Origin of the sequence: Echinicola shivajiensis (genome assembly GCF_018642165.1) — a bacterium.
Taxonomy (GTDB): Bacteria; Bacteroidota; Bacteroidia; order Cytophagales; family Cyclobacteriaceae; genus Echinicola; species Echinicola shivajiensis.
The window spans coordinates 193737-213951 of sequence record NZ_JAHHZM010000003.1 but is presented as its reverse complement, the minus strand read 5'-3'; the positions used below and the strand labels follow the sequence as shown (position 1 = coordinate 213951).

18 protein-coding genes are annotated in these 20215 nt (G+C 38.9%); 4 read left to right on the top strand and 14 right to left on the bottom strand.

From position 1 onward, the window contains the following. Positions 1–78: 78 nt before the first annotated feature. A complete protein-coding gene (locus KMW37_RS07685) occupies positions 79–2874 on the bottom strand; it encodes an NPCBM/NEW2 domain-containing protein (protein ID WP_215224033.1) in 2796 nt (931 codons plus the stop codon). Positions 2875–2891: 17 nt separating this feature from the next. Continuing rightward, positions 2892–5039, bottom strand: coding sequence for a TIM-barrel domain-containing protein (locus KMW37_RS07680; RefSeq protein ID WP_215224032.1), 2148 nt, complete (start codon positions 5037–5039; stop codon positions 2892–2894). Between the two features lie 602 nt (positions 5040–5641). Between KMW37_RS07680 and KMW37_RS07675 the strand changes: the two genes are divergently transcribed. Continuing rightward, entirely contained in the window at positions 5642–6022 is a 381-nt protein-coding gene (locus tag KMW37_RS07675) for a hypothetical protein (RefSeq protein WP_215224031.1), read from the top strand. 60 nt (positions 6023–6082) lie between these two features. On the opposite strand, the gene KMW37_RS07670 is transcribed toward KMW37_RS07675, so the two are convergent. From KMW37_RS07670 to KMW37_RS07655, 4 genes are all read right to left on the bottom strand, one after another. After that, the gene (locus KMW37_RS07670; protein ID WP_215224030.1) at positions 6083–6517 is read right to left on the bottom strand and encodes a c-type cytochrome; all 435 of its coding nucleotides are present in this window, start codon (positions 6515–6517) and stop codon (positions 6083–6085) included. 151 nt (positions 6518–6668) lie between these two features. Then, positions 6669–7373, bottom strand: coding sequence for a DUF434 domain-containing protein (locus KMW37_RS07665; RefSeq protein WP_215224029.1), 705 nt, complete (start codon positions 7371–7373; stop codon positions 6669–6671). A 73-nt stretch (positions 7374–7446) separates the two neighbouring features. Then, on the bottom strand, positions 7447–8310 hold the full coding sequence (locus tag KMW37_RS07660) for a PAS domain-containing protein (protein WP_215224028.1): 864 nt from the start codon (positions 8308–8310) through the stop codon (positions 7447–7449). Positions 8311–8622: 312 nt separating this feature from the next. Then, positions 8623–9516: an AraC family transcriptional regulator gene (locus KMW37_RS07655; RefSeq protein WP_215224027.1), complete on the bottom strand. Its 894-nt coding sequence runs from the start codon at positions 9514–9516 to the stop codon at positions 8623–8625. 103 nt (positions 9517–9619) lie between these two features. Here KMW37_RS07655 and KMW37_RS07650 point away from each other — a divergent pair, with 103 nt between their 5' ends. Next, the gene (locus KMW37_RS07650) at positions 9620–10477 is read left to right on the top strand and encodes a phytanoyl-CoA dioxygenase family protein (protein ID WP_215224026.1); all 858 of its coding nucleotides are present in this window, start codon (positions 9620–9622) and stop codon (positions 10475–10477) included. Positions 10478–10986: 509 nt separating this feature from the next. Here the strand turns inward: KMW37_RS07650 and KMW37_RS07645 are convergent. After that, positions 10987–11472, bottom strand: coding sequence for a hypothetical protein (locus tag KMW37_RS07645; RefSeq protein ID WP_215224025.1), 486 nt, complete (start codon positions 11470–11472; stop codon positions 10987–10989). A 487-nt stretch (positions 11473–11959) separates the two neighbouring features. Here KMW37_RS07645 and KMW37_RS22520 point away from each other — a divergent pair, with 487 nt between their 5' ends. After that, positions 11960–12085 carry a hypothetical protein gene (locus KMW37_RS22520; RefSeq protein WP_262898195.1) on the top strand — a complete coding sequence of 42 codons (126 nt, stop codon included), beginning with the start codon at positions 11960–11962 and terminating at the stop codon, positions 12083–12085. Between the two features lie 246 nt (positions 12086–12331). Here KMW37_RS22520 and KMW37_RS07640 read toward each other — a convergent pair whose 3' ends face one another. Then, positions 12332–13219, bottom strand: coding sequence for an SDR family oxidoreductase (locus KMW37_RS07640; protein ID WP_215224024.1), 888 nt, complete (start codon positions 13217–13219; stop codon positions 12332–12334). Positions 13220–13350: 131 nt separating this feature from the next. Between KMW37_RS07640 and KMW37_RS07635 the strand changes: the two genes are divergently transcribed. Then, entirely contained in the window at positions 13351–13719 is a 369-nt protein-coding gene (locus KMW37_RS07635) for a winged helix-turn-helix transcriptional regulator (protein ID WP_215224023.1), read from the top strand. Positions 13720–13969: 250 nt separating this feature from the next. Here the strand turns inward: KMW37_RS07635 and KMW37_RS07630 are convergent, their stop codons facing one another. The 6 genes from KMW37_RS07630 to KMW37_RS07605 all read right to left on the bottom strand — a co-directional run bounded on the left by KMW37_RS07630 (position 13970) and on the right by KMW37_RS07605 (position 20011). Continuing rightward, positions 13970–14395, bottom strand: a complete 426-nt coding sequence (locus KMW37_RS07630; protein WP_215224022.1) for a hypothetical protein — start codon at positions 14393–14395, stop codon at positions 13970–13972. Positions 14396–14448: 53 nt separating this feature from the next. Beyond that, positions 14449–15102 carry a hypothetical protein gene (locus KMW37_RS07625; protein WP_215224021.1) on the bottom strand — a complete coding sequence of 218 codons (654 nt, stop codon included), beginning with the start codon at positions 15100–15102 and terminating at the stop codon, positions 14449–14451. An 86-nt stretch (positions 15103–15188) separates the two neighbouring features. Next, entirely contained in the window at positions 15189–15839 is a 651-nt protein-coding gene (locus tag KMW37_RS07620) for a hypothetical protein (protein WP_215224020.1), read from the bottom strand. A 184-nt stretch (positions 15840–16023) separates the two neighbouring features. After that, the gene (locus tag KMW37_RS07615; RefSeq protein WP_215224019.1) at positions 16024–17106 is read right to left on the bottom strand and encodes an SMEK domain-containing protein; all 1083 of its coding nucleotides are present in this window, start codon (positions 17104–17106) and stop codon (positions 16024–16026) included. Positions 17107–17603: 497 nt separating this feature from the next. Beyond that, positions 17604–18959, bottom strand: a complete 1356-nt coding sequence (locus KMW37_RS07610; protein WP_215224018.1) for a hypothetical protein — start codon at positions 18957–18959, stop codon at positions 17604–17606. Continuing rightward, positions 18956–20011, bottom strand: a complete 1056-nt coding sequence (locus tag KMW37_RS07605) for a c-type cytochrome (RefSeq protein WP_215224017.1) — start codon at positions 20009–20011, stop codon at positions 18956–18958. Before KMW37_RS07605 ends, KMW37_RS07610 begins: the two co-directional genes overlap by 4 nt. Between the last annotated feature and the right edge of the window lie 204 nt (positions 20012–20215).

Here is a 20215-nt window from a genome sequence, read left to right as displayed (position 1 = left end):
TTTTATTCAGTATGATGATTTGGCTTTCCAAGTCAAAGCCTATCCTTAAAATAGTGGCTTCGCTGTGATCTTATCGGATTATTCAACAACTAACCATGTATATGAATTAGCTGGAATGGACACTTCCACCTCTATGGAATAGTCTCTGGCCAAGGCGTATGACTTTGGCTTAGCCTCTTTTACCCTCACTTGGGCAGTTTCTGTCAATCCTGTATAGTAAAGCGGAAGTTTGATTTTTCGTAGGATATCCTCCTCTGTGGGATTGAAAAACATGGCCAATCCCTTTTCCTTTAAGTCTGGATTGGCATGCATAAATCCATCCCAATCCTTTCCTGAAGGACGACGCAAATGAATCATATCACTGTTAAGAATTTCACGATATTGTTTGTACCAACTGATCACTTCTCTCACCAAAGCCTTGGTTTCTGGTGCATCGTATAGGCGTGGGCCACGGTAACAGGCCTGAACCCCTGATCCATAGTTTTGCATCATATGGTTTTCGTAGGCCTTCAAATGGTCTTTTAGCGGTTCTAATGTGGCCGCCGCTCCCCCTCCATGATATTGGGTAAGGGGCACAAAAGTCCAGCACATACTAGGAATTCGATCCCAAAGCCCATCATATATATTTAATCTACCATGCATCAGGTGCCTTTCCCTAGGTAATGACCAGTTGACTTCCCTATAGCCAATCCCAGTTTTATTGGTACCTGAATTAACATAAAAATCAGGGACGTTCATATAAATACCTTCCGCCCGCATCCATTGATAAAGATCCTGGATCTGCGCATACTGTTTCCACTGGGAATCACCCAAGCCATTATGGTGGGCATGGCTGGTAGAAGCACAGACATTCCCCGGATAGGAACCATCATTTTCAAATACCTGCATCCCCGTTTCATCATAGAACTTTTTGATCTTTCTGAAGTAATCATAGCCCCATTCACTGCTCAAGCAAGGTGAGGAACCGAAAATCATTCCCCCTCGCTTACCTGTTTTTGGATTGATCACATCCACTTCCTCACTGATCCAACGGCTGGAAAGCAGGGAATAGCCACCCAATTCTATGCCCTTAGAGTTGGCATATTCCCTCAGTGACCTAAATTTCGCATAGTTTTCTGCTGATTCATCCTCCATATTCATTCCACTGCCAAAGCTTAGTATGATCATCTCATAGCCTACTTCGGCACATTGGTCTACAGCGGTTTTGACTACTTCCTGATCGGTAGAAGTCAAGTGAAGGAAAATTGGGTTTTCTGTAGTCCAAGGAGAAATCGTACGGTACATTTTCCTTTTAAATAGGCCTTGTCTTTCCTGCTCACGGGTATCCATTGGTGTTTCCCAAACCCTAAAAGTAGTCAGGGACTCTCCTACTGGAATTCCTGTATCTGGCCCTAATGGAGGTTTCACCTCCAAAAGACATGGAACACTCATTGGATAATTGGTCTGGGAAGTATATCTCGGGTCTTTTTCCCAATAGGTAGTATGATCAGAAGTCTTCTGTTGCATGGCTCCAAAAGCATAATCCGTTTCAATATGGATATTTGGTTTCACCCAGTGTTCTGGAATATCCACCAAGTTCTCCCCCTCGACCATGGCCAGCTGTTCCAATTTAAAGCTGTTTAACTGGACAATAAGATCTCCATTATTGATCACCTCTATCCACTTAGAAAGGGTTGGGATGCCATCATAAAGTGCATAATGCACTTTCACAAGCACATCGTCTTTGCTCAAGTTGAATACCAGTTCTTTGCCTGTCGGCATTTCCTTGTTCATGGCCCACCGTACCTGCTTCCATTCAATGCGGTCAGAAATTTCCTTCACCTCGAAATCCTGAATTTGGAAAGAATTACTGGTAGCATTAAGGTCATCCACCCATTTCATAAGGGTATAGCCATATTCCCTTTGATTGCTCAAACCACCAATCTCATAAGTCTTGCCATCTATGGTCAACACCCCCTCATTCGATACAGCCCTTAATAAGCTTTCACCGGTCATTTGATTGAAATAATCGATAGTCGCAAGGTTCGGGCTCAACTTGAATACCCTAGCTATCAAACCATTGCTCAGAACGATATTATCATCTTCATTTCGGTAAACTGCTGCATTGGCCTTGGAATTATCCACCAACCAGTCATATTCGGGTTGCGCCAATGGCATGCTAATCTCTGGAAGTGCTGTCAATTGCTTCATCAAATGATCTTTCACTTCATTTGACTGCTCCACTTTTTCTCCAGCAAAATCCCCGGGAGCTATAATCGGTGCAATTTCAAAGTATTCAATGGTGGGATTGATCCAAACAGCATGGTCACCACTTTCCCCGTCACCAGCGTTTTCCACAACCATTTCTAGAAGACCTCCCTTTACTTCCAAATCTATTTCCTTAGCAACATCCCCTTGCTTCATCACCCCACTATTATAGACTTCCTTACCATTGTGCAAAAGCTTAAAAACCACAGTTCCACGGCCTACCTGCCCATCTTCTCCCTCGACGCCTATAAATTGTTTTTTGGTCTCGGTAACATTATAAAAAATACGTTTTCCATCTGTCAACGGAATGGTTTTCACCGATTCAGCGCCATAATCAATATCCGAGTCATTTACCCCTACTTTGGCAAAAAAATGACTTCCATTATTCATCTTGACTTTTATAACCGAATGGGAATGCACTCCAATGCCCTTGGAAAATTTCTTTCCCCCAACAGACAGTTCTTCACCAGTGACTGATCTGTTTTTCACAGGAGCTGCATAAGTCTGTTGTCCTGAAGAAATCTCCAGCTCCTGTAATTCTGTTACAGTCTGTGCCTTGCTCACAAACACAGCCATAAGCAGAAAAACTGCCGACAATGATAATTTAAGATTCAACTTGTTTTTCATTTTGATAATACTGAAAATTATTTCGTCATGAACTTCCAACTCAAGTCCTGAGATGGGTTTCCTTTTTCTTTTATTGCTTTGCCCTTGCCATTACTCACCTCCAATTTCAATAGAGAATAATCTCCATTCTCATAATTAAAAGTGTTACCATCATCATTATACACCTGATAACTGCCATTCGCAGTACCATAAACCCTCAATTCCAAGGCTGTATCCTCTGTCCATTCCGCACCATGACGCACCTTGGCAATCATTGGAATAATCCCTCCATCTCTAACAAATAATGGAATTTGTTCTAGGCCAGGCTCTACGCTGATCACTTCACCTCCACCTACTAATTTACCCGTATAGAAATCATACCATTTTCCTTTTGGCAATACGACCTTCCTAGTCTCCTCACCGGCAAACATTGGTGCCACCAAAAGATTGTCCCCCATCATATATTGGTCCTTAACTTCCTTCTTCACTGCTTCAGCATAAGGATTTTTGGTTGCATCCAATTCCCCTTTGATTTCTTCTTCTTTGACCAAATAGCCGTCTACCAGCTCCATGGCCCTAAAAGGAGGTTTTCCTTCAAAATAATATTGTGCAAAAGAGGAATAGAGATAGGGAAGCAACTGCATACGCAGAAAGGCTACATCTTGACAGGCTTCATAAACATCCGGAAAAGACCAAGGTTTGGTGCCATCTGCCCAAGCGTTCAGCATGGCCAATGGAGAAAAACAAACCGATTGCATCCTGCGCACCCACTCTTCAGAAGAACCACTGGCCCTTACCTCTGGTGTCCACAACAGTCCTGAAAAACTGGAATTGATCAAGGCAGTGATAAAATCCTTATGGCTATAATAATCATTGTATAATACATATGGATAAGATACCGAACCAGCATTGGCCGCACGGATCAGCCCATATGTCCTTTCGTTTTTCTTCCTGTAGACTTCATCGGTCATGGTCATCATCTGGATACCATAGGTCTGTCGCATCTGCTCACCATCATATCCAGAAGGAAAAGTGGCAATATCAGGCCATAACCAGGTGTCATAGCCATCCACTTCATCAATTTTAAAACCACTTACACCCAAATCCAGCTGATGCGCTCTAATGTGCTTTTGAAAAACTGTTCTAGCTTGGGGAATGGTATAATCAGGGACAGTTCCTGTCCATACTGTATGGGAACCAGTAAATGCTTTCATCTCTTTATCCAAATTGGAATCGGGCCATAAATAGGGGTTGGCCCACAAGTTTACTTTGACTTGCTTATCAGCCATTGACTGGATAAATGATTTTGGATCTGGATAACGTCCCTCATCCCACTCAAAAGTACATGGATAGGATTTACTGTGCCAGCCGGGTTCCAGACCGATTACATCCAAAGGGAAGTTCATTTCCCTAAAACTATCTACCTCATTGCTCACATCTTCATCCGAATAGAGTGTGGGAGTTCTTTGCCAAAAGCCCAGCCCCCATTTAGGAGGGATAAATCCACCTCCACAATAAAGGTTAAACCGCTGAACAACCTCCATCATATCCTTGCCTGTAAATAAAATCATCTCCACTCCTTCTTCCGGAATGACAAATTCCAAATTATCCGAATAGGGATTGGCTGACCAGTTTTTGGCCGTATTCCTGTCTCTCGGTTCTGCTGGATCTTTGGCATCCTTGCTTACCCCAGTGCCCGCATATACATCTATATACCTTGCTGCATTGATCAAAACCCCATAGCCCTTATCGGAAACAAAAAAGGGAACAGGTGCATGCGTGCGACCATTGTCTCGGCCACCATAATGGTCCATATGCAAACGCATGATTCTGCCTCTTTGCCTAACGGTCTTGAAATTCAGGCCCAGTCCATACAATTGTTCCCCCTGTTCTAATGGAAACCGAACATAAGTACGGCCATTTTTGGTAAAAGAACTTATTGCAGAAAGTTCAATTGGAATAGGGGCATCCCCTAATTTATCTATTGCTTCTTCCTTAGGGCTTTTATTGGCAACATGTAGTAAATTAAATTCAGGTGGATTATTTACAATACTCTTCCATACGCCAGGCAAAGTTTGTTTCCATTGAGGAGAAGTTTTCAAGGTCTTATCTTCCTGAAAAGTTTTTCCCTCTACACAGGCCATCATAGCCAACAAACTAAAAACAAGGAGTTGCTTCAATTTCATAAATTGTTATTTAGGTAGTGGAATGCTTAAATAAACTGCCCCCTTAGTAGCAATGACAAAAACCATCAACTAATGAACAACAAATAATAATGGGTACTCAAAAGGAAAAATAACAAAATATAAATTAATTCCTTTCATTTACGGAATAAATTAAAACATCCTGAACGATTAACTTATTTTACAAGTCAATTATTTTCTTTTTCTTACCATATTTTTGCATTCGGAAAGCCTGTCATGATTTTCAAATAGGACATTAGGACTAAATCACAATCAACACTAGGGTACTCCCTAATAGCCTTGCTTAAAAAAACTTTAAGCAATGATAATTGAAAATAATAAAGTGTGTCAATTGATCTAATCTAAATCCCAAATCTTCTCTCAAATAACTTTGATCCCTTTATGGTTTTCAAACCCAAATCTTCTTTAATTAACACCATGTCATTTATCCCTAAATGGCCTATTTTCATCCCTAGGAGTATTTTTGTTTGCTTATCAAACTGGTTATTTATCCCTAAATAAGCTGTAAGCCCCCATAAATCCATACCATATTCTTAGGACGCTTACATTTGTTTCATCATGTTTAACCAAAAAATTATCATATTATGAAAAATCTAGTAGTATTATTTTTGAGCATCATTTCCCTGGCATTTACCCATTCAGAAGCAAAGGAACTTTTCCCTGTCTCAAAATACCTGGGAACCTGGACTTATGAATGTAATGAAGCCCCTTATCCTTATCATGAAGGTAGTCTTGTAATAACAGAAAAGGACAATAAAACCTCGGTCAAGGTAATTTTTGATGACGGAGATTCAGCTACAGGCAGAAATGTTGAAATCAAAGAAGGAAAGCTTTCTTTTGAAATCTGGGTGGAAGGCAATAGCGTAAAAACCGTATTAGAACAAAAAGGTACTAAATACATAGGCAAAGTCAATTCTCCAGAAGGACCAATGAACCTAAAGCTTGAAAAGAAAGCAACCAAATAAACCGTATGATAAGCTAAAAAAGCAGGAGAAGTGATAATCTCTTGCTTTTTCTTTCCCTTCTTACCTTTCCTCCAAGGACAGGATATAGGCAACCATAGCCTTGGCATCTTCCAATTCCAATTTAGGATGAGGGCTCATAATGGGATGCCCCCAGGTCCCGCTACCGCCCGAAATCACCTTTCTACCTAAAAGATTTAAATAAACCTGATTATTGGGATACCTCTTGGCTATATCAAAAAATGCAGGACCTTTACCAGCACTTTCCTCTCTGTGACATTCATAGCAATCTGCGTAAGATATCAATACTTTCCCCCTTTGTACCAAAACTGAATCAATAGGATCATCCTCACCTGGCACCACGTAAAACTCCTTTTGTTTCAACTCCTTAGTTTGCGAAGCACTTTCCTCTTTCTTATCGGATTGGCATGAAAACAGTATATTAGCCAAGCAAAAGCAAACAGCCAGAATAATTCTTAAAAAGGTAATCGAAGGCATAATTGGTTGGTACCATAAGTTTTCATAAAAATATCAATTAGAGGATAAAAAAAACAATAATACTCAATTATTGGTAGAGATCCTGCCTCGCGTCAGGATGACAGAATAAAGTATTCTTCATAAATCCTGTCAAATTATACACTACGCCCCCTCAAACTGCTATGATATTGGGGTGGTTGATATGGTTATCGATCAAATAGGCACCCAGATTAAACCATTTTCCTACATGGTCCAATATCCCCCCATCTGAAGTAATAACGATTTTACTGCTTGTTACCAAGACCTTATCTGGATTCATCACCAGTTCTGCTTCCCAATTAAACCCATTATTATCGCTTATCTCGAGGAGCTTAGTTTTAATTCTACCGCTGTTTGAAACAGGTCTATCGAAATACCATTTTACTGGTCCCACTTCCAACTCTTTTAAAGCATTTCCTACCAAGATGATTGCACTTTCGGTTTTGAGCACCCGCCTATATGAGCCATGTACGCTTGAAATATCCCTAAAAAGGCCATCTCTCCCCTTAAAAACATAAGCACCGGACAGTATACTTTCTAGTAGGATCAATAGGTTAAACCCATCGATCTCCACTTCTTCATGCTTTACACTTCCAACATTACAACTGGACCGCGTTCTAAGAGCAACTTGTTCATCACTGCAGCTCATTCTGTAAATAGCTTTTCTTTGCCGCTTATTCAATTTATACCTATTGCCGACAATCTGCAAGGCGGATCTCTCAGCATAGCCCCGACTGAGAAAATAACATAGATCATTTACAGCCTCTTTGAATATGGGATGCCATTTATCAGCAAACCACTTATCATCACTAGATCTTTTCCCTCTATTTCTTAGCATTAAAAACCTGTTTTTTGTAACCCTCTCCTAATCATTCATCATACTGAAAACAATATGCTATTCCGCTTTTCCCCTATGACTTATTGGAAAAATCCCGAAAATGACGTTTTCCATTTAGTGCCTTTTCGTATTCGTTCTTGCTTAAAATATTTTCGTCCAAGATCATATTCACCTTACAGATGGCATCTAAAAAATCGTTGATGGCCTTGGGATCTTTACGAACAACCTCATTGATGTAATTATAGTCCACATTAATACAAATGGCACCAACTATCCCCATTTTATCTTTATAGATCGGAATGGTGGTGCACTTAAATCTGCGACTGCCAATATTAAGTTGGTAATTGAGTTTGTCCTGATTATTGGTATCTCGTCTTTTTAGGTCCATCACCAGATTTGTTGCTGGAGCTTCTACATTTCTTCCGGTAACATTGTTTTTTATACAGTACAAAGCCTTAGAGGGATTGCTGAGATTATGTAGTAATATCTCAATTCCACAATCGGGAAAACTTTCTCCAATCAATGTTACAATCCGCTTATAATTCTCTAGAAACTGTACAGATTCATCCATTACCTTATCCCCATTATACAATTTATAAAGTTGCTCATATTGATCCAGCAAATAGCCTTTTAAGAGCTGTCGGACATTGTTTTGCTCTCCAATCAACACTAATTGCTGTCCTGCATGGAAGTCTTTCTCCTTTAACAGACCTGACACAGCTTCTTTGAACAAAGCCAAATCAAACTGAAGCATTTTTTTATCGTCCAGAGAGAATGGATAAAACTTATACCTCTCTAGTGGCTGCCCCTTGCTTTTCTTCCGTTCTTGATAGCGCCCATATAAAAACCCTATGCCCACAAACACTGCCGAGGCAATCAGTCCGTAAATAATATTTAAAATCCCTTCAATCATGTTCAGCTTAATTGTGAAAAACATGCCATAAAATATTTGCTATTTCGCTGAAATGTCTAAAAAAATGGGCTTAGCACCAGACTTCCCTAGAACTTGAGGATTAATAAAAATAACTAATTCTAATAAGATTAGGAAAAATTAAATAATAAGCTCCGATGATTTCTTTGCACAGAAGACTCAGAGGATTTGGAGACAAGTTTTTCAGCTCAGTCTGAAGACTGGACAAAAACCGAAGATCATAGTCTTCGCTTTACTAAAGACTATGACCATTCATATTTAATAAAACTATTTTCCTCAGCGCTCTTCGTGTTCTCTGGGGTAAAGTATATAGTCTACCTATTCGGAAAATTCCCCCGCATCCAGTTTCCAGAATTGTTTCTGATAGTCCCTTGGTGGCATCTTTTTTATTTTCTTGAATTGCCTATTAAAATTCGAAAGATGGTTAAAACCGGATTCATAACAAATCTCAGAAATATTTAAATCCGCCTTCATCAATAGCTTACAGGCATGGCCAATGCGCACCTCATTCAGAAACTCTGAAAAGTTCTTATTGGTCTTCAACTTGAAATATTTGCAAAAATATTCTGGGCTCATATGGATCAGGGAGGACACCTCAGCCAAGGAAATTTTTTCCTTAAAATGCTGCATCACATAATTAAATACGATCTCCATCTTGTCCGAATCTTTTTGATGGTCCATTTCCGGTTTGTAATCTGGGGAACTTAAATACCTTGGATTGACAGCTGCTCCCATAGCTTCCAAAATCATCAGCAAAGCGGTTACCCTTGCCATGCCCTCCAATTCCACCAATTCCAAAATTCTCTTTTTAAGCATTTTTTGCTCCCCTCCAATAAAACGAATTCCCCTGCCTGCATGCTGTAACAAGCCTTGAATCTTTTCCATTTCAGGAATCCTTAGAAAAGTACCCCCTAAAAACTCCATTTTAAATTGAATGCAAATGGCCCTGGACCTCAGGTCAGGATCATTATTATAAAATTCAGGATCGCACTGCCAAAGGTGGGGAGTATTGGAACCTATAAGTACCAAATCATCCGGACCAAAGGGCTCGATGCAATCCCCTACATATTTGCTACCATAGCCTTCCAAAATCAATAAAATCTCCAATTCAGGATGAAAGTGCAAAGGTGCTGTGAAATAGGGCTTATTGACCTCCTTGACAAAAAAGGATTGATGGGCCAGGGTATTGATCTTTTCGAGCGAAATTTTCATAATATTAATATAGTGCCATTATTATGAATTTTCAGCGTAGTTATTACTAATTCACCGCTTTAATTTGTATTTATATTCTGATTTACGTTAAATATTAATATAAATGAAAAGAGTAGAAAATAAGAATTCCGGCAAGGAAAGAAGAAAAGGGGATCGTTATTTGATCACCGAAGAAGAAATCCAAAGTTATAAGGACCTTGGCTATTTGGTATTGAATGATGTTTTGACCGAGGAAGAATTGAGTTTTCTTGACCCTTGGTTTGACCATTTTATGAGCGGAAAGGAGCAAGAGCGCATGGGCAAGGATTTTTGCGATATGAGTCAGCCTTATGGCACTCCTATTGAAGATTTCCAGTTGGTCAATGCCATGCTTCCCAGCCAATATGCCCCAGAACTCAAGGACAATATATTCTTCAAAGTAGCCCAAAGTATTGCCGACCAACTTTACACAGAAGGCACCGCAAAAATGGATTATGAGCAGTTTTTGGGCAAAAAGCCCTCTAAAAGTAAGGCTGAATTTGCCATGCATCAGGATTTAGGTTATTGGCCAAAAACCAAAAATACTTGGACGGCCACTTTTTCTCTGGCCCTTACCGATTCGGAACTGGAAAACGGCTGCTTACAAGTGGTTCCTGGCACCAATAAGGAGCCAGAATTAAGAAAGCACAAGCCCATTAGTTTTGATGCCTCCAAGGAAAATGAATCTAGGGGCGATGCCCACACTCTGGTGATTGAAAGTAAGGCCACGGATGAAATTGTTTATCTACCGGTAAAACGCGGAAGCATTACCATCCATGACGAGCGAATTGTCCATGGCTCCGGTGGGAATTTGGCCAAAACTTGGAGAAAGACCTATGTGATGGCCTTTAGGGATGCCCAAACCATTGAGGAGGAAAGGGCCATGGGGTTCACCCACTCCCATAATGATAAATTGGATTGGAAAGATGTTATTGGGGAGTGATTTTGTCACTCCGAGCATCGCGAAAAGTCTCTTATGAAGCATTAAATAACCAACGAGGTTACTTAATACCAATGCCATTTCAGGTTTTACTATTAAAGCCAATGGTCTCATCATTGAAAAACCTTAAACGGAGTATTAACATAACAATAGCATTAAGTTACTGGAAGAGACCCTTCCTATCATCAGGATGACAGTGTCGCGTATTCTTTACCAAATCTTTTGATTGGAATAGTTTGTCACTCTTTAGCCTAACATTTAGACAACGTACACATCAGGATCGTTTAGTTGTAGGATAGCGTTCCGATGCTTCGAAAAGCTCAGCAACCGGAACGCTATCCTACCTAATTTTATACGCTGTGGTTAAATCTTATCTTAAGATTTCGTCTGATTTTTTAATGATTGACGGTCTTTAATAAAGCGCTAATATCATACAATTGAACGGAGTAGCTATTTAGGACATCTCTTAGAAAAAGAAGACCCTGAAAAAAATTCAGGGCCTCTACAAAAAATCATCTATTAATACTCATGCACTGATGTATAATAGACTCCCATTTTTTTATCAAGTCCATTTCACCAGTTAATTGTGATTTCTCCTCTCCGTTAAAAAACTCCAAACGACTTTTAGCATTATTTTTCAAGAGGAAGATTAGCTCCAATTTTTCAATTATACTTTCTTTCTTATCCTTAACAGTAATTAAGCGATTGACCGTATGTATGGTACAGTTTTCGACCATCTCTAATGCAATACTTTCTTCCTGAACCTTTTCATTGGTCTTCTTATAATAAAAGACATGGCTTTTATCTGCCGAAACTCCTATAGCAAATTCAAAACCAAAATCACTTATGTCCAGCTCATTATTAGCTATATCCGCAATAGCATTCAAGCCTCCCAAAAGTTCCTGTTCCTTCTTTTTTCTACTTCTTTGTAAAAGCACAAAAGGTATTATGCATAGGGCTAGTCCCACTAGCCCCATGACAGTTGATTCTATTTCCATTTAAATTGACTTTATAATTTGATAGTTGGACGGACAATAAATTGGTTCTTTTCAGTAAACCTTTAAACAGCAAAATATCAAGTAGTTTTGAGCCTGAAGATATCTCACAGCAAGCACAAAAGCTTAAGCAAAAGCATTACTATTGCCTATAGGCTATTTAAGTCCCTAGAGGATTTCCCAATAAATTATCCGGTATAAATTAATAGTCCGACGGTTCTTTGTCAGCTATTTATCAGAGGACATGATCATTACAAGCCTCTGAATCATCAACATGAAAAGACTAGAAGAAAAAATGAAATGGGTAAAGAAGTGTTATTTTTTTTTGCTCAATTAGAATTTTGAGCAATTTCCTTAACTGCCTGTGATAGTTACGCTCAAACTGGAAAGTATGGAAATTTGGAACAGTCCAAGAACCGTTTTCATTAGAAAGAGTCGAATCGTAGGGAGGAGGGACCTGGATACTGGATAAATATTTTACTGGGCCAGCATGATTAAAATTAAGCATCAAAACATCAATTTGGGAGCTGTTTTGGCTACTCAGCTGATGATGCTTAGGTTCCTGGTTTTGAAGGCAAGTGATCGCCGTCATAGCCATCATATAAATGGCCACTAAAGAAGCAACGGTGAATATATTTCTGATTGTTTTCAATCTTACCTTAAACATTAACCCACAAAACTATTTTTTTGCTTATTGAGTTTCAAGAAATTCATTTATTTACTTTAAACCATGCTTCTTTGTAAATGTAAGTAAACCCCATCTATAGGAGTAAACTCTTACTTATTAGAGTACAAATTGGAATAAAATTCAATAAAAAACGTAGGGGGATTTGTCGTCCCCCCATTAAATAAGTGATTACTGTTATTTATAAACTTGGGATAAAAACTCAACTATAGCAAGGGAACTTCTACCAAGCAGTTTTTCCAAATCTGAATCTGGGGCATCGAATACGCCTTCAGCAATCCCTAATCCAAAAATGGTCATCATACCGATATATTCTGCTGGAACTCCATTGGCTTCCATGTTCCTTTCAAATTCCTCCACCTCAGGTGACACATACGAAATGGTCTCTCCTAAGATTTCTGATAAGTATTTTGCCACTTGGGCAAAAGTAACTTTTTCAGTTCCATTTAATTCATAAATTTTATTTTCATGAGCAGCTGCATCGGCAAGGACATTTGCGCCTATTTCTGCTAATTCTGATCTTGGAACAAAAGCTGTTTTCCCTTCTCCTGTGGGCAAATAAACCATTTTGCTAGCAAGTAACTGTTCTTTTGCCCCTAAGAACATAGGGATAATTTCACTGTATAGATTGTGGCGTAAAAATGTGTATTTTAATCCTGTTTCCTTTATCCAGGCCTCTGTGTCCAAATGTATTTTCATGGCACCATACAAGGGTGCTTCAGTGGAAAGGTTGTTCAGACTTACACTGGTATATAAAATGTGTGCAATGCCAGCAGACTTAGCTGCCCCCACCACATTTTTGTGTTGAACGTCGCGCTTTGTCATATCACTTCCTGAAACAAAATACAGGATATCTATTCCCGCAAATGCTTCTGATAAAGCGGATGGATCATTATAATCAGCGACCCTTATATCAAAACCTTCCTCCTTGAACTTAAGGGCTTTTTCGGATTTCCCATCCCTTACTAAAACTGCGATTGATTGTTCTGGGGATTTATCCTTTAAATAATAGGCTACTGCTGACCCTAGTCCTCCGGTAGCTCCTGTAATTAATATCTTGCTCATTAGGTATTATATTTATATTAGATTACTTTTAGTAAGTTAAAGGTAAAAGGTAACTATATACTATTCAAGAACTTACCAGAAAGTAAAGCACTTACCTGAAAGTAACAATTACTGATTATCAATAAGTTATAATGAAAAATAATTTGAAAATTTATTCTGATGTAGACAATTGTCCAGTTCGTAACATATTAGACCGAATTGGAGATAAATGGTCAATGCTGGTGCTATTAGTTTTGGATGATTTTGATGTATTAAGATTTAATGAGATTCATAAAGTAATCGCGTCGATTTCCCAAAAAATGTTATCGACTACACTTAAGAACCTCGAAGCAGATGGATTAATTGAAAGGGAGATTTTTCCAGTTATTCCTCCTAAAGTGGAATACAGACTAACCGAAAGAGGTAAAAGTTTAATTCCTCATTTACATGGTCTGGCAACTTGGGCCAAAGATAATTTCACAGCAATTATACAGTCCCGTGAGCATTTTGGATCAAGGTAATTAGAGGAAGTATCTTAAAATTAGAATAGATGAGAATCTAGTGATCTAATTCTGGTGATTTAAGGTATAGGTTTGATTTCATTTTTCAGTTCTATTGGTTGATGTTAACGTTTTGTGTAAGGTGCTATAGCGAGGTTATGAGCTATAGACTATGTGAGCACCGTTTTTATTTTTCTTCAAACATTGTTGTCTCTTCAAATGATGGATACTTGAAAAATTCAGGATGCTTTATCTGTCGAATATTTTCTCCTTATTTCCACTGGTTCATAAAGGTAATCTGAATCTTGTCGTAAGAGTCCTTATTCTTGATTTCGTCCATTACAAGTTTGGCAATTTTTCGTCCCTCTGTTTTAAGTTCACGTTCATCATAAATATCAATTGTAGGACTGTTGTATATAACGAAATGAACCCAATAATCTTCATTGATTTGTTCCATCGTTTCATTGTCGTAGTTGTGGTATTTTCCAATGGAAAACCTGACTTCTTCCGCTTCGTAAAGCCCTTTTATCTTAAATTCCAATTCGTCCTTAGATGAGATAAACTCAGGTTCAATAACATATGAGTAGTCAGCTTCTGGCATATTGTCCAATTGCTTAAAAGCTTTATAATGTGGATTTCCACAGCTGACAAGGATTATCGTTACAAGTCCAAAAAGTAATCGTCTTATCTGTTTCACTTAGTTCATTTAATAGTGTACAACGTAGAGTATAAAATGCGTTTTAATACATTTTACACAGTATTACCGGCTTTATTTTCAATATTGATAGCTTGTCTAACCAAATATTCGCGTCCATCTTCTTTAGCCAATTTGATATACTTGGATGTTAATGGCGATCCAAATTCAAACAGTACAGTCAATGCCATCATTCTTTGATATTCACTCATTGGATCATTTTTATTCCACTCCCAGGCTTTTTCGCAATATTTCTCAGTTAAATTTGATTTTAATCGACCCAGTGTCTTAATAGCCATTCGCGAAACATATTCGATATCCTGTTTCAGGTACTTCTCAACTAATAGTTCTGTATCTGACTTGTTTTCAATCTTGTAGAGCTTTTCTACAATTTGCCATTTAGTATCAAGGCTATTAAAGCTCAAACCCGCTTTAGCTATGAATTCAAAAGTTTTTGGTCGTTCAGAAATAAGTTCGATTATTGAATTGGTCTCATTATCTCGTGCAATGATGTAGAGAACATTATTTATTTCTTCATCAGTCCAATTTGAGTAATGACTGTCATTTAAGAAATCTTCAAATTCAGTCCAGATAATTGGCCAGTCAGAATAATCACATTCCCATTCACCATCACGCTCGTCTTGAGGAATATCAGAATAAGTCTCTGCCCAATTTTTAAATTTTTCTATTTCGTCAAAAATCTTGGTCATTTTTTCAAATGCTACCTAACGCTACATAAACGACGGCCAGACCATATGGGAAGGCTGGGCGTTTTATGTAGTGTTATGTCTCGTATTTATTTAATTTCGAAATTCACTTGAAGTTTCTTTTTTAGTACAATTTGTCCCAATTCATTTATTAAGTGTCCTTGGTAATTTTCTTCTATAAATTTATCTCCTATTAGAAGTGCAAATCCCTCCTCATTTTGAAGGGCCTCTTCTTCATAAGTTTCGGTAGCTTCACTTAGTTCTTTGACTTCTTCATAGCTGAGTATTTTATTTATCTCTTTTCCATTTTCTGCAAGTTCTCTTATCGCAATTATTTTAGCATCTTCAATCATTTTATCAATTAGACTTGATTCGAGTTGATTGAAATTATTTACATGATATTCTTCAACTAAAATTAGAGCTTTGAGGTGGAGTTTTTCCTTTAATTCATTATACGGTTTTATTCCTTTAGCCTCTACATAGATAACATCAAGATATCGCCTCATTGATTTATCAATTGAATCATTTGGAGCCTCAATTATCTTTAAAAGTTCGATTTCCCCTAATATTTTAAGAACACTATCTTTTGAAACATATTCCTCTCCTCCCATCCATTTTTTAGCTAGGATGTTTGATGAGACACAATTTACTCTGAGACTGAACCTACTTGGAAAAATCAATATTTGGTCTTCTATCGTAACTGTATGTTTGTTTTGTCCATTCACCTCTGCTGATATCATTAAAATTAGATTGATTAATAATAAAACCGTTTTTAAACTGTTAAACATTGTTTTTTTTCTAAGATGTAACGTCCAGATATGGCATGTGCCTCTGAACTTTCAAATATCTACTAAAGTATCGGTTTTGTATTTCAGTTTCAAGTAACTAATTAATGGCATACGCTATATAGTTTGTTGGCGGTAGTTATTTTAATTCCTTCTTCATTTCTTTATCGAAGTAGTATGTCAGCTGCTTATGTTCAAAAGTGCCTGCTATTCCAGGTAGAATTTCTTCATAAGGCATTCCGTCTTTAGCGTATTCAACATAGAGAGCAGGTAAAGCATAATACTGGTCAGTATCCATGTCTAATTCAACAATGTATTCGTAGGGAATCCTTAAAAAGTCTTGATAAGAAACTACTTCGTAGTTAGAGCTAGTTCTTCTCGAATCCTTTCTCCAGTCTAGAATATCCCAATGTCCGTCTTTATCGAAAATGGCTTCACCTCCTCTTCCAATTAATTCTAAGCCATTGTCATAAAAGTCCCAAAACTCTCCTTTGAACCAGTTACTCATTTTTCCAGTAATTTCATGATCATCTGGAAAAGTATCATTCTCAACAGAACGTATAATAATGTTATGATACTTGAATCTTATGTATGGTTCATACATCGCTCTTTTCCAGTGCTGTCTATCTAGGTCTACGAGCAACTCCCTTTTCATTCTTTTTTTAAGAGCGAGATTTCTTTTTATCCTGTTTGCTTTAGTAGAAGCTGACCTAGGTTGAGGACTACTATTATGTTCAAGTAAGATTTTGTTGACTTTCTTGATTTTGGAGTTAGGAAGAAAACTTATAAAATGGAGTAAATCTCTGAAATCTAGAATATTCCGTTGTGGTTCAAATGAAAAACCAGTTGGTAAGTTTAGTTTTGGGTATTTCTTCTGTTTCTTGCCAAGGATTGGAAAGAAGAGTTCATCATATGAATTCTCAAGTTCATTTTCAAAGAAAGTATCCAGACTTTTTTGAATCTTCTGACTTGTTTTAGTAGATGTTATTTGATAAGAAATTCTATTTGTTTCATCTCCTAAATCTATCGCTGCTTGATTTTTGGATTTACTATTGATATTAATCAATTGATAGCTAAAAACCATGTTTAACAGTTCACATACCGTGTTTTCAGAAATGATGTTTGCATCATAGAAATTCAAGGAGTTTAAATTGGCAATTTTGACTTCCCAATTCGCAAATTCATTTGATATGCTTTTTAGATCTTGTTCTCTCTCATTCATACATCAAGTATTACCGCCAACGAGTGTATATACACATTGCGCATATATACACTATATCTTTATTATCTAAAAAAGCCTTTTAAAAACTATTTTAAGGCTAAAAATCCATTTACAAACACTTCATACTTATTGGTAAGCATTTACAAATTGATATATCCTTTAAAACTCAATATTCAAAAAAAATACCCTAGGGTTAGAATAGCCCCCAAAGTTTAGACACTACATGGAGGCAATTTTATGAGCAGAAAGATGAAATATTCAGTCTTTTCATTTCGACCATTGGAGAAATCTCTAAATTAACTTTATACTCAGAAAAAGAGATTCTTCCTATCGTCAGTATGACAAGGAAGCAGTTTAACCATAATAGCTATGCCTCCGAATTTAAATTAGTGGAAGAGATGCTTTCCCCTTGGTCAAGGGGAAAGGCTCTTGCGCCTGTCCGCCTAGGCGGATCAGCATGACAAAAAAAGCAGCTTAATTATTATTTTATCTATCCGCTAATTCCAGCGCCAATTGACGATAGCATTGAAATGGAGCATTTCTACCTTATTGAAAATCTGTCCATTGCTCAGGCCTTCACTGTCCATGGGCTCCTTGCTGATCAGCATCAGGTGTACATCCAGTCCCTTGATATTTTCAGGCTGGTACTTCATCCCCAAATTGATTTGCCTATAACTCGGCATATTGTACTTATTGGCCTGGGCATCACTGAGATCAGGCAGCCAGTGTAATCCGCCCCAGGTATAGAAACTCATAGGGATATTTTTCAGCCTATAAGCCACATGGGCCGTCAGGGCATCCAGCTGACTATTTCCTTCATTTCTTTCCCTTGGAATAAAGGTATACCAAGCATCCTTACCCCATTCCCTTGGACTTAGCCAGCGTCCCTTGCCATCCACATGGGTATAGTTCAAATGAAGGGTCCAGTTCCTCGGCTTCCAGAGCACCCTTGTAGAAATGGAATAATTCCTATCTTCAGGATTCTTATAGCGAAGCACAGTATCTGCATCCCCGCCTTCTCCTATGCCACTTTGATAGCCCATTTGCAGCCCATACATCCAGGAACTGTTTTCCAGTTTTCTCCTTTTCTCGATCTGCAGAATGGAAGTCGTGAAAAGATTCGCTGCCATGGTATTGGAATAATGCAGCTGCCATCCTTCCCGCCAGTTGCGGTCAATCTCCACTATCCCTGACCAAGGGCTATGGGTATTGCCGGCATATTCGGAAGGGATGCCCAGCTCAGATCTACCTACTGGAAAAAGCCCTATGGTTTCCCCGGGATTCAGCCAGTCTTTACTACCTCTTATGCTGAACCTATTGATGGCCCAAATGGAAAATTTCCAGCGTTCATCCGGACGGAACCATGTATGCAAACCTTCCATGAAGGTTGGTGACAATCTTCCATCCTGGGCATTGATCCAGTCCTGGTCAATCCCCATCCGACCGATATTGAAGCCAAACTTTGCCCCTTCATAGCCTAGATATAGGGTCTCCAAAGTACCAAAGAACCTGTCACTTGGATTTTGCAGATCAAACAATCCTGGCTCGTAGCGGCTAGGTCTTCCTGATATCGGATCAGGAGTCCAAAATTCAGAACTGAACACATTGCCAAATAGGCGATAGCCCAGACCAAAATGCCAATTTTTGCGGTAGCTGAGCTTGGCCCCCAGGTTCAGGCTCATTCCCAAGGCGTAATCCGAGCGAAAATCAAATCCTGGATAGGCGGTATTCATCCAAAAGGAGCGATAATGGACATCTGGAGAAATCTCCCAGTCCTTTTCCTCCTGCACCTGTGCCACTGCGCATAGGGATATGCTCCAAAGCATTATGATCAATACGTACTTTCTACTCATGGCGCAATGGATTTTTTGGCAATTTGAATAGGTTTAAATGGCCCGAACTTATGTTGTTCCTCCGAAAAGTCATCTTCATAAGGCCCAAAAGGGTGGTCCACCGGTTTCTTTGAAATATCCGGCCAATCTCCCGAAAGGTCCTTTTCTGGCCTTTCCATACTGTTCACATAGGCAGCCACATCCCAGGCCTCTTCATCACTCAGCATGGGATTTTCAACGCTCGCCCCCAAAGGCATATTGACTTTGACATAACCTGCAAAGCGCGAAAGCCTGTAAAGCCCTGCCCCATTATTATAACTGTTTTCTCCCCAAAGTGGCGGATAAATATATTCGCTACCCGATGGGTTTAACATCCCCTGACCATCGGCCTGATGGCAAGCTTGGCAATTATTGTCATATACTGCCTTGCCCTTGATAGGGTCTGCCGCCCTGTCCATATAAGCCAGGGAATAAATTCCCGATCCCTCGGCCTTTTCACCTTTGGGCACATCCTTACCCAACCATTTCATATAAGCAACCATGGCCTTTAACTCCTTCGAATCTTTTGGCAATGCCTGCCCATCCAAGCTGCGTTCAAAGCAATCATTGATGCGGCCTGCTATATCGGTGGATTTTCCCGAGCGCGCACGCACCTTGGGATAGCTACTTCCCACAGCGCCATAGTTATTTCCCAAAGGTACAGTTCCTGCCTGCAAGTGGCAATTTTGACAGTTCAGTCCATTGGAAATGGCCATTACTTTTCCCTTTGGACCGAGGTATTCAGCAGTATGAACTATCAGCTCTTTACCATATTTGATATCCTCTGCATTTGCCTCTTCCTCCACTGTTTTCCAGTCAGGTGCCTGCCACATTCCAATAGCATCTGCCAATGGTTCTATCTTTGCTGTATTTACCTCTTCTTGGACCATTATCTGGGCTTCTTCCCTGAAAATCCGGGGCAATTCCACCCCCTGTCCAGAAAGAAACAGGATAAAGGTCACCGTGAGCACAAAGCCCAACAATACCCCTACAAGCCCTAGCAATGCTGAGGACCATAGTATAATTTTTTTCATCAGATTGAATTTTTCCGTTATAGTAATTCTCAAAAATCTTCAATTTTATTACCAAAGGATGTGACAAGAATCACTTAAGGAGCATGGAGAAGAGGCTTTATAAAGGGTTTAACCAGGATTATTCATTGGGTGTCCTGACCACTGTCGGGAAGAGCTGAAACTGCAATAAAATCAGGATTTTTGGAGATTGAGGCATAGCATCGC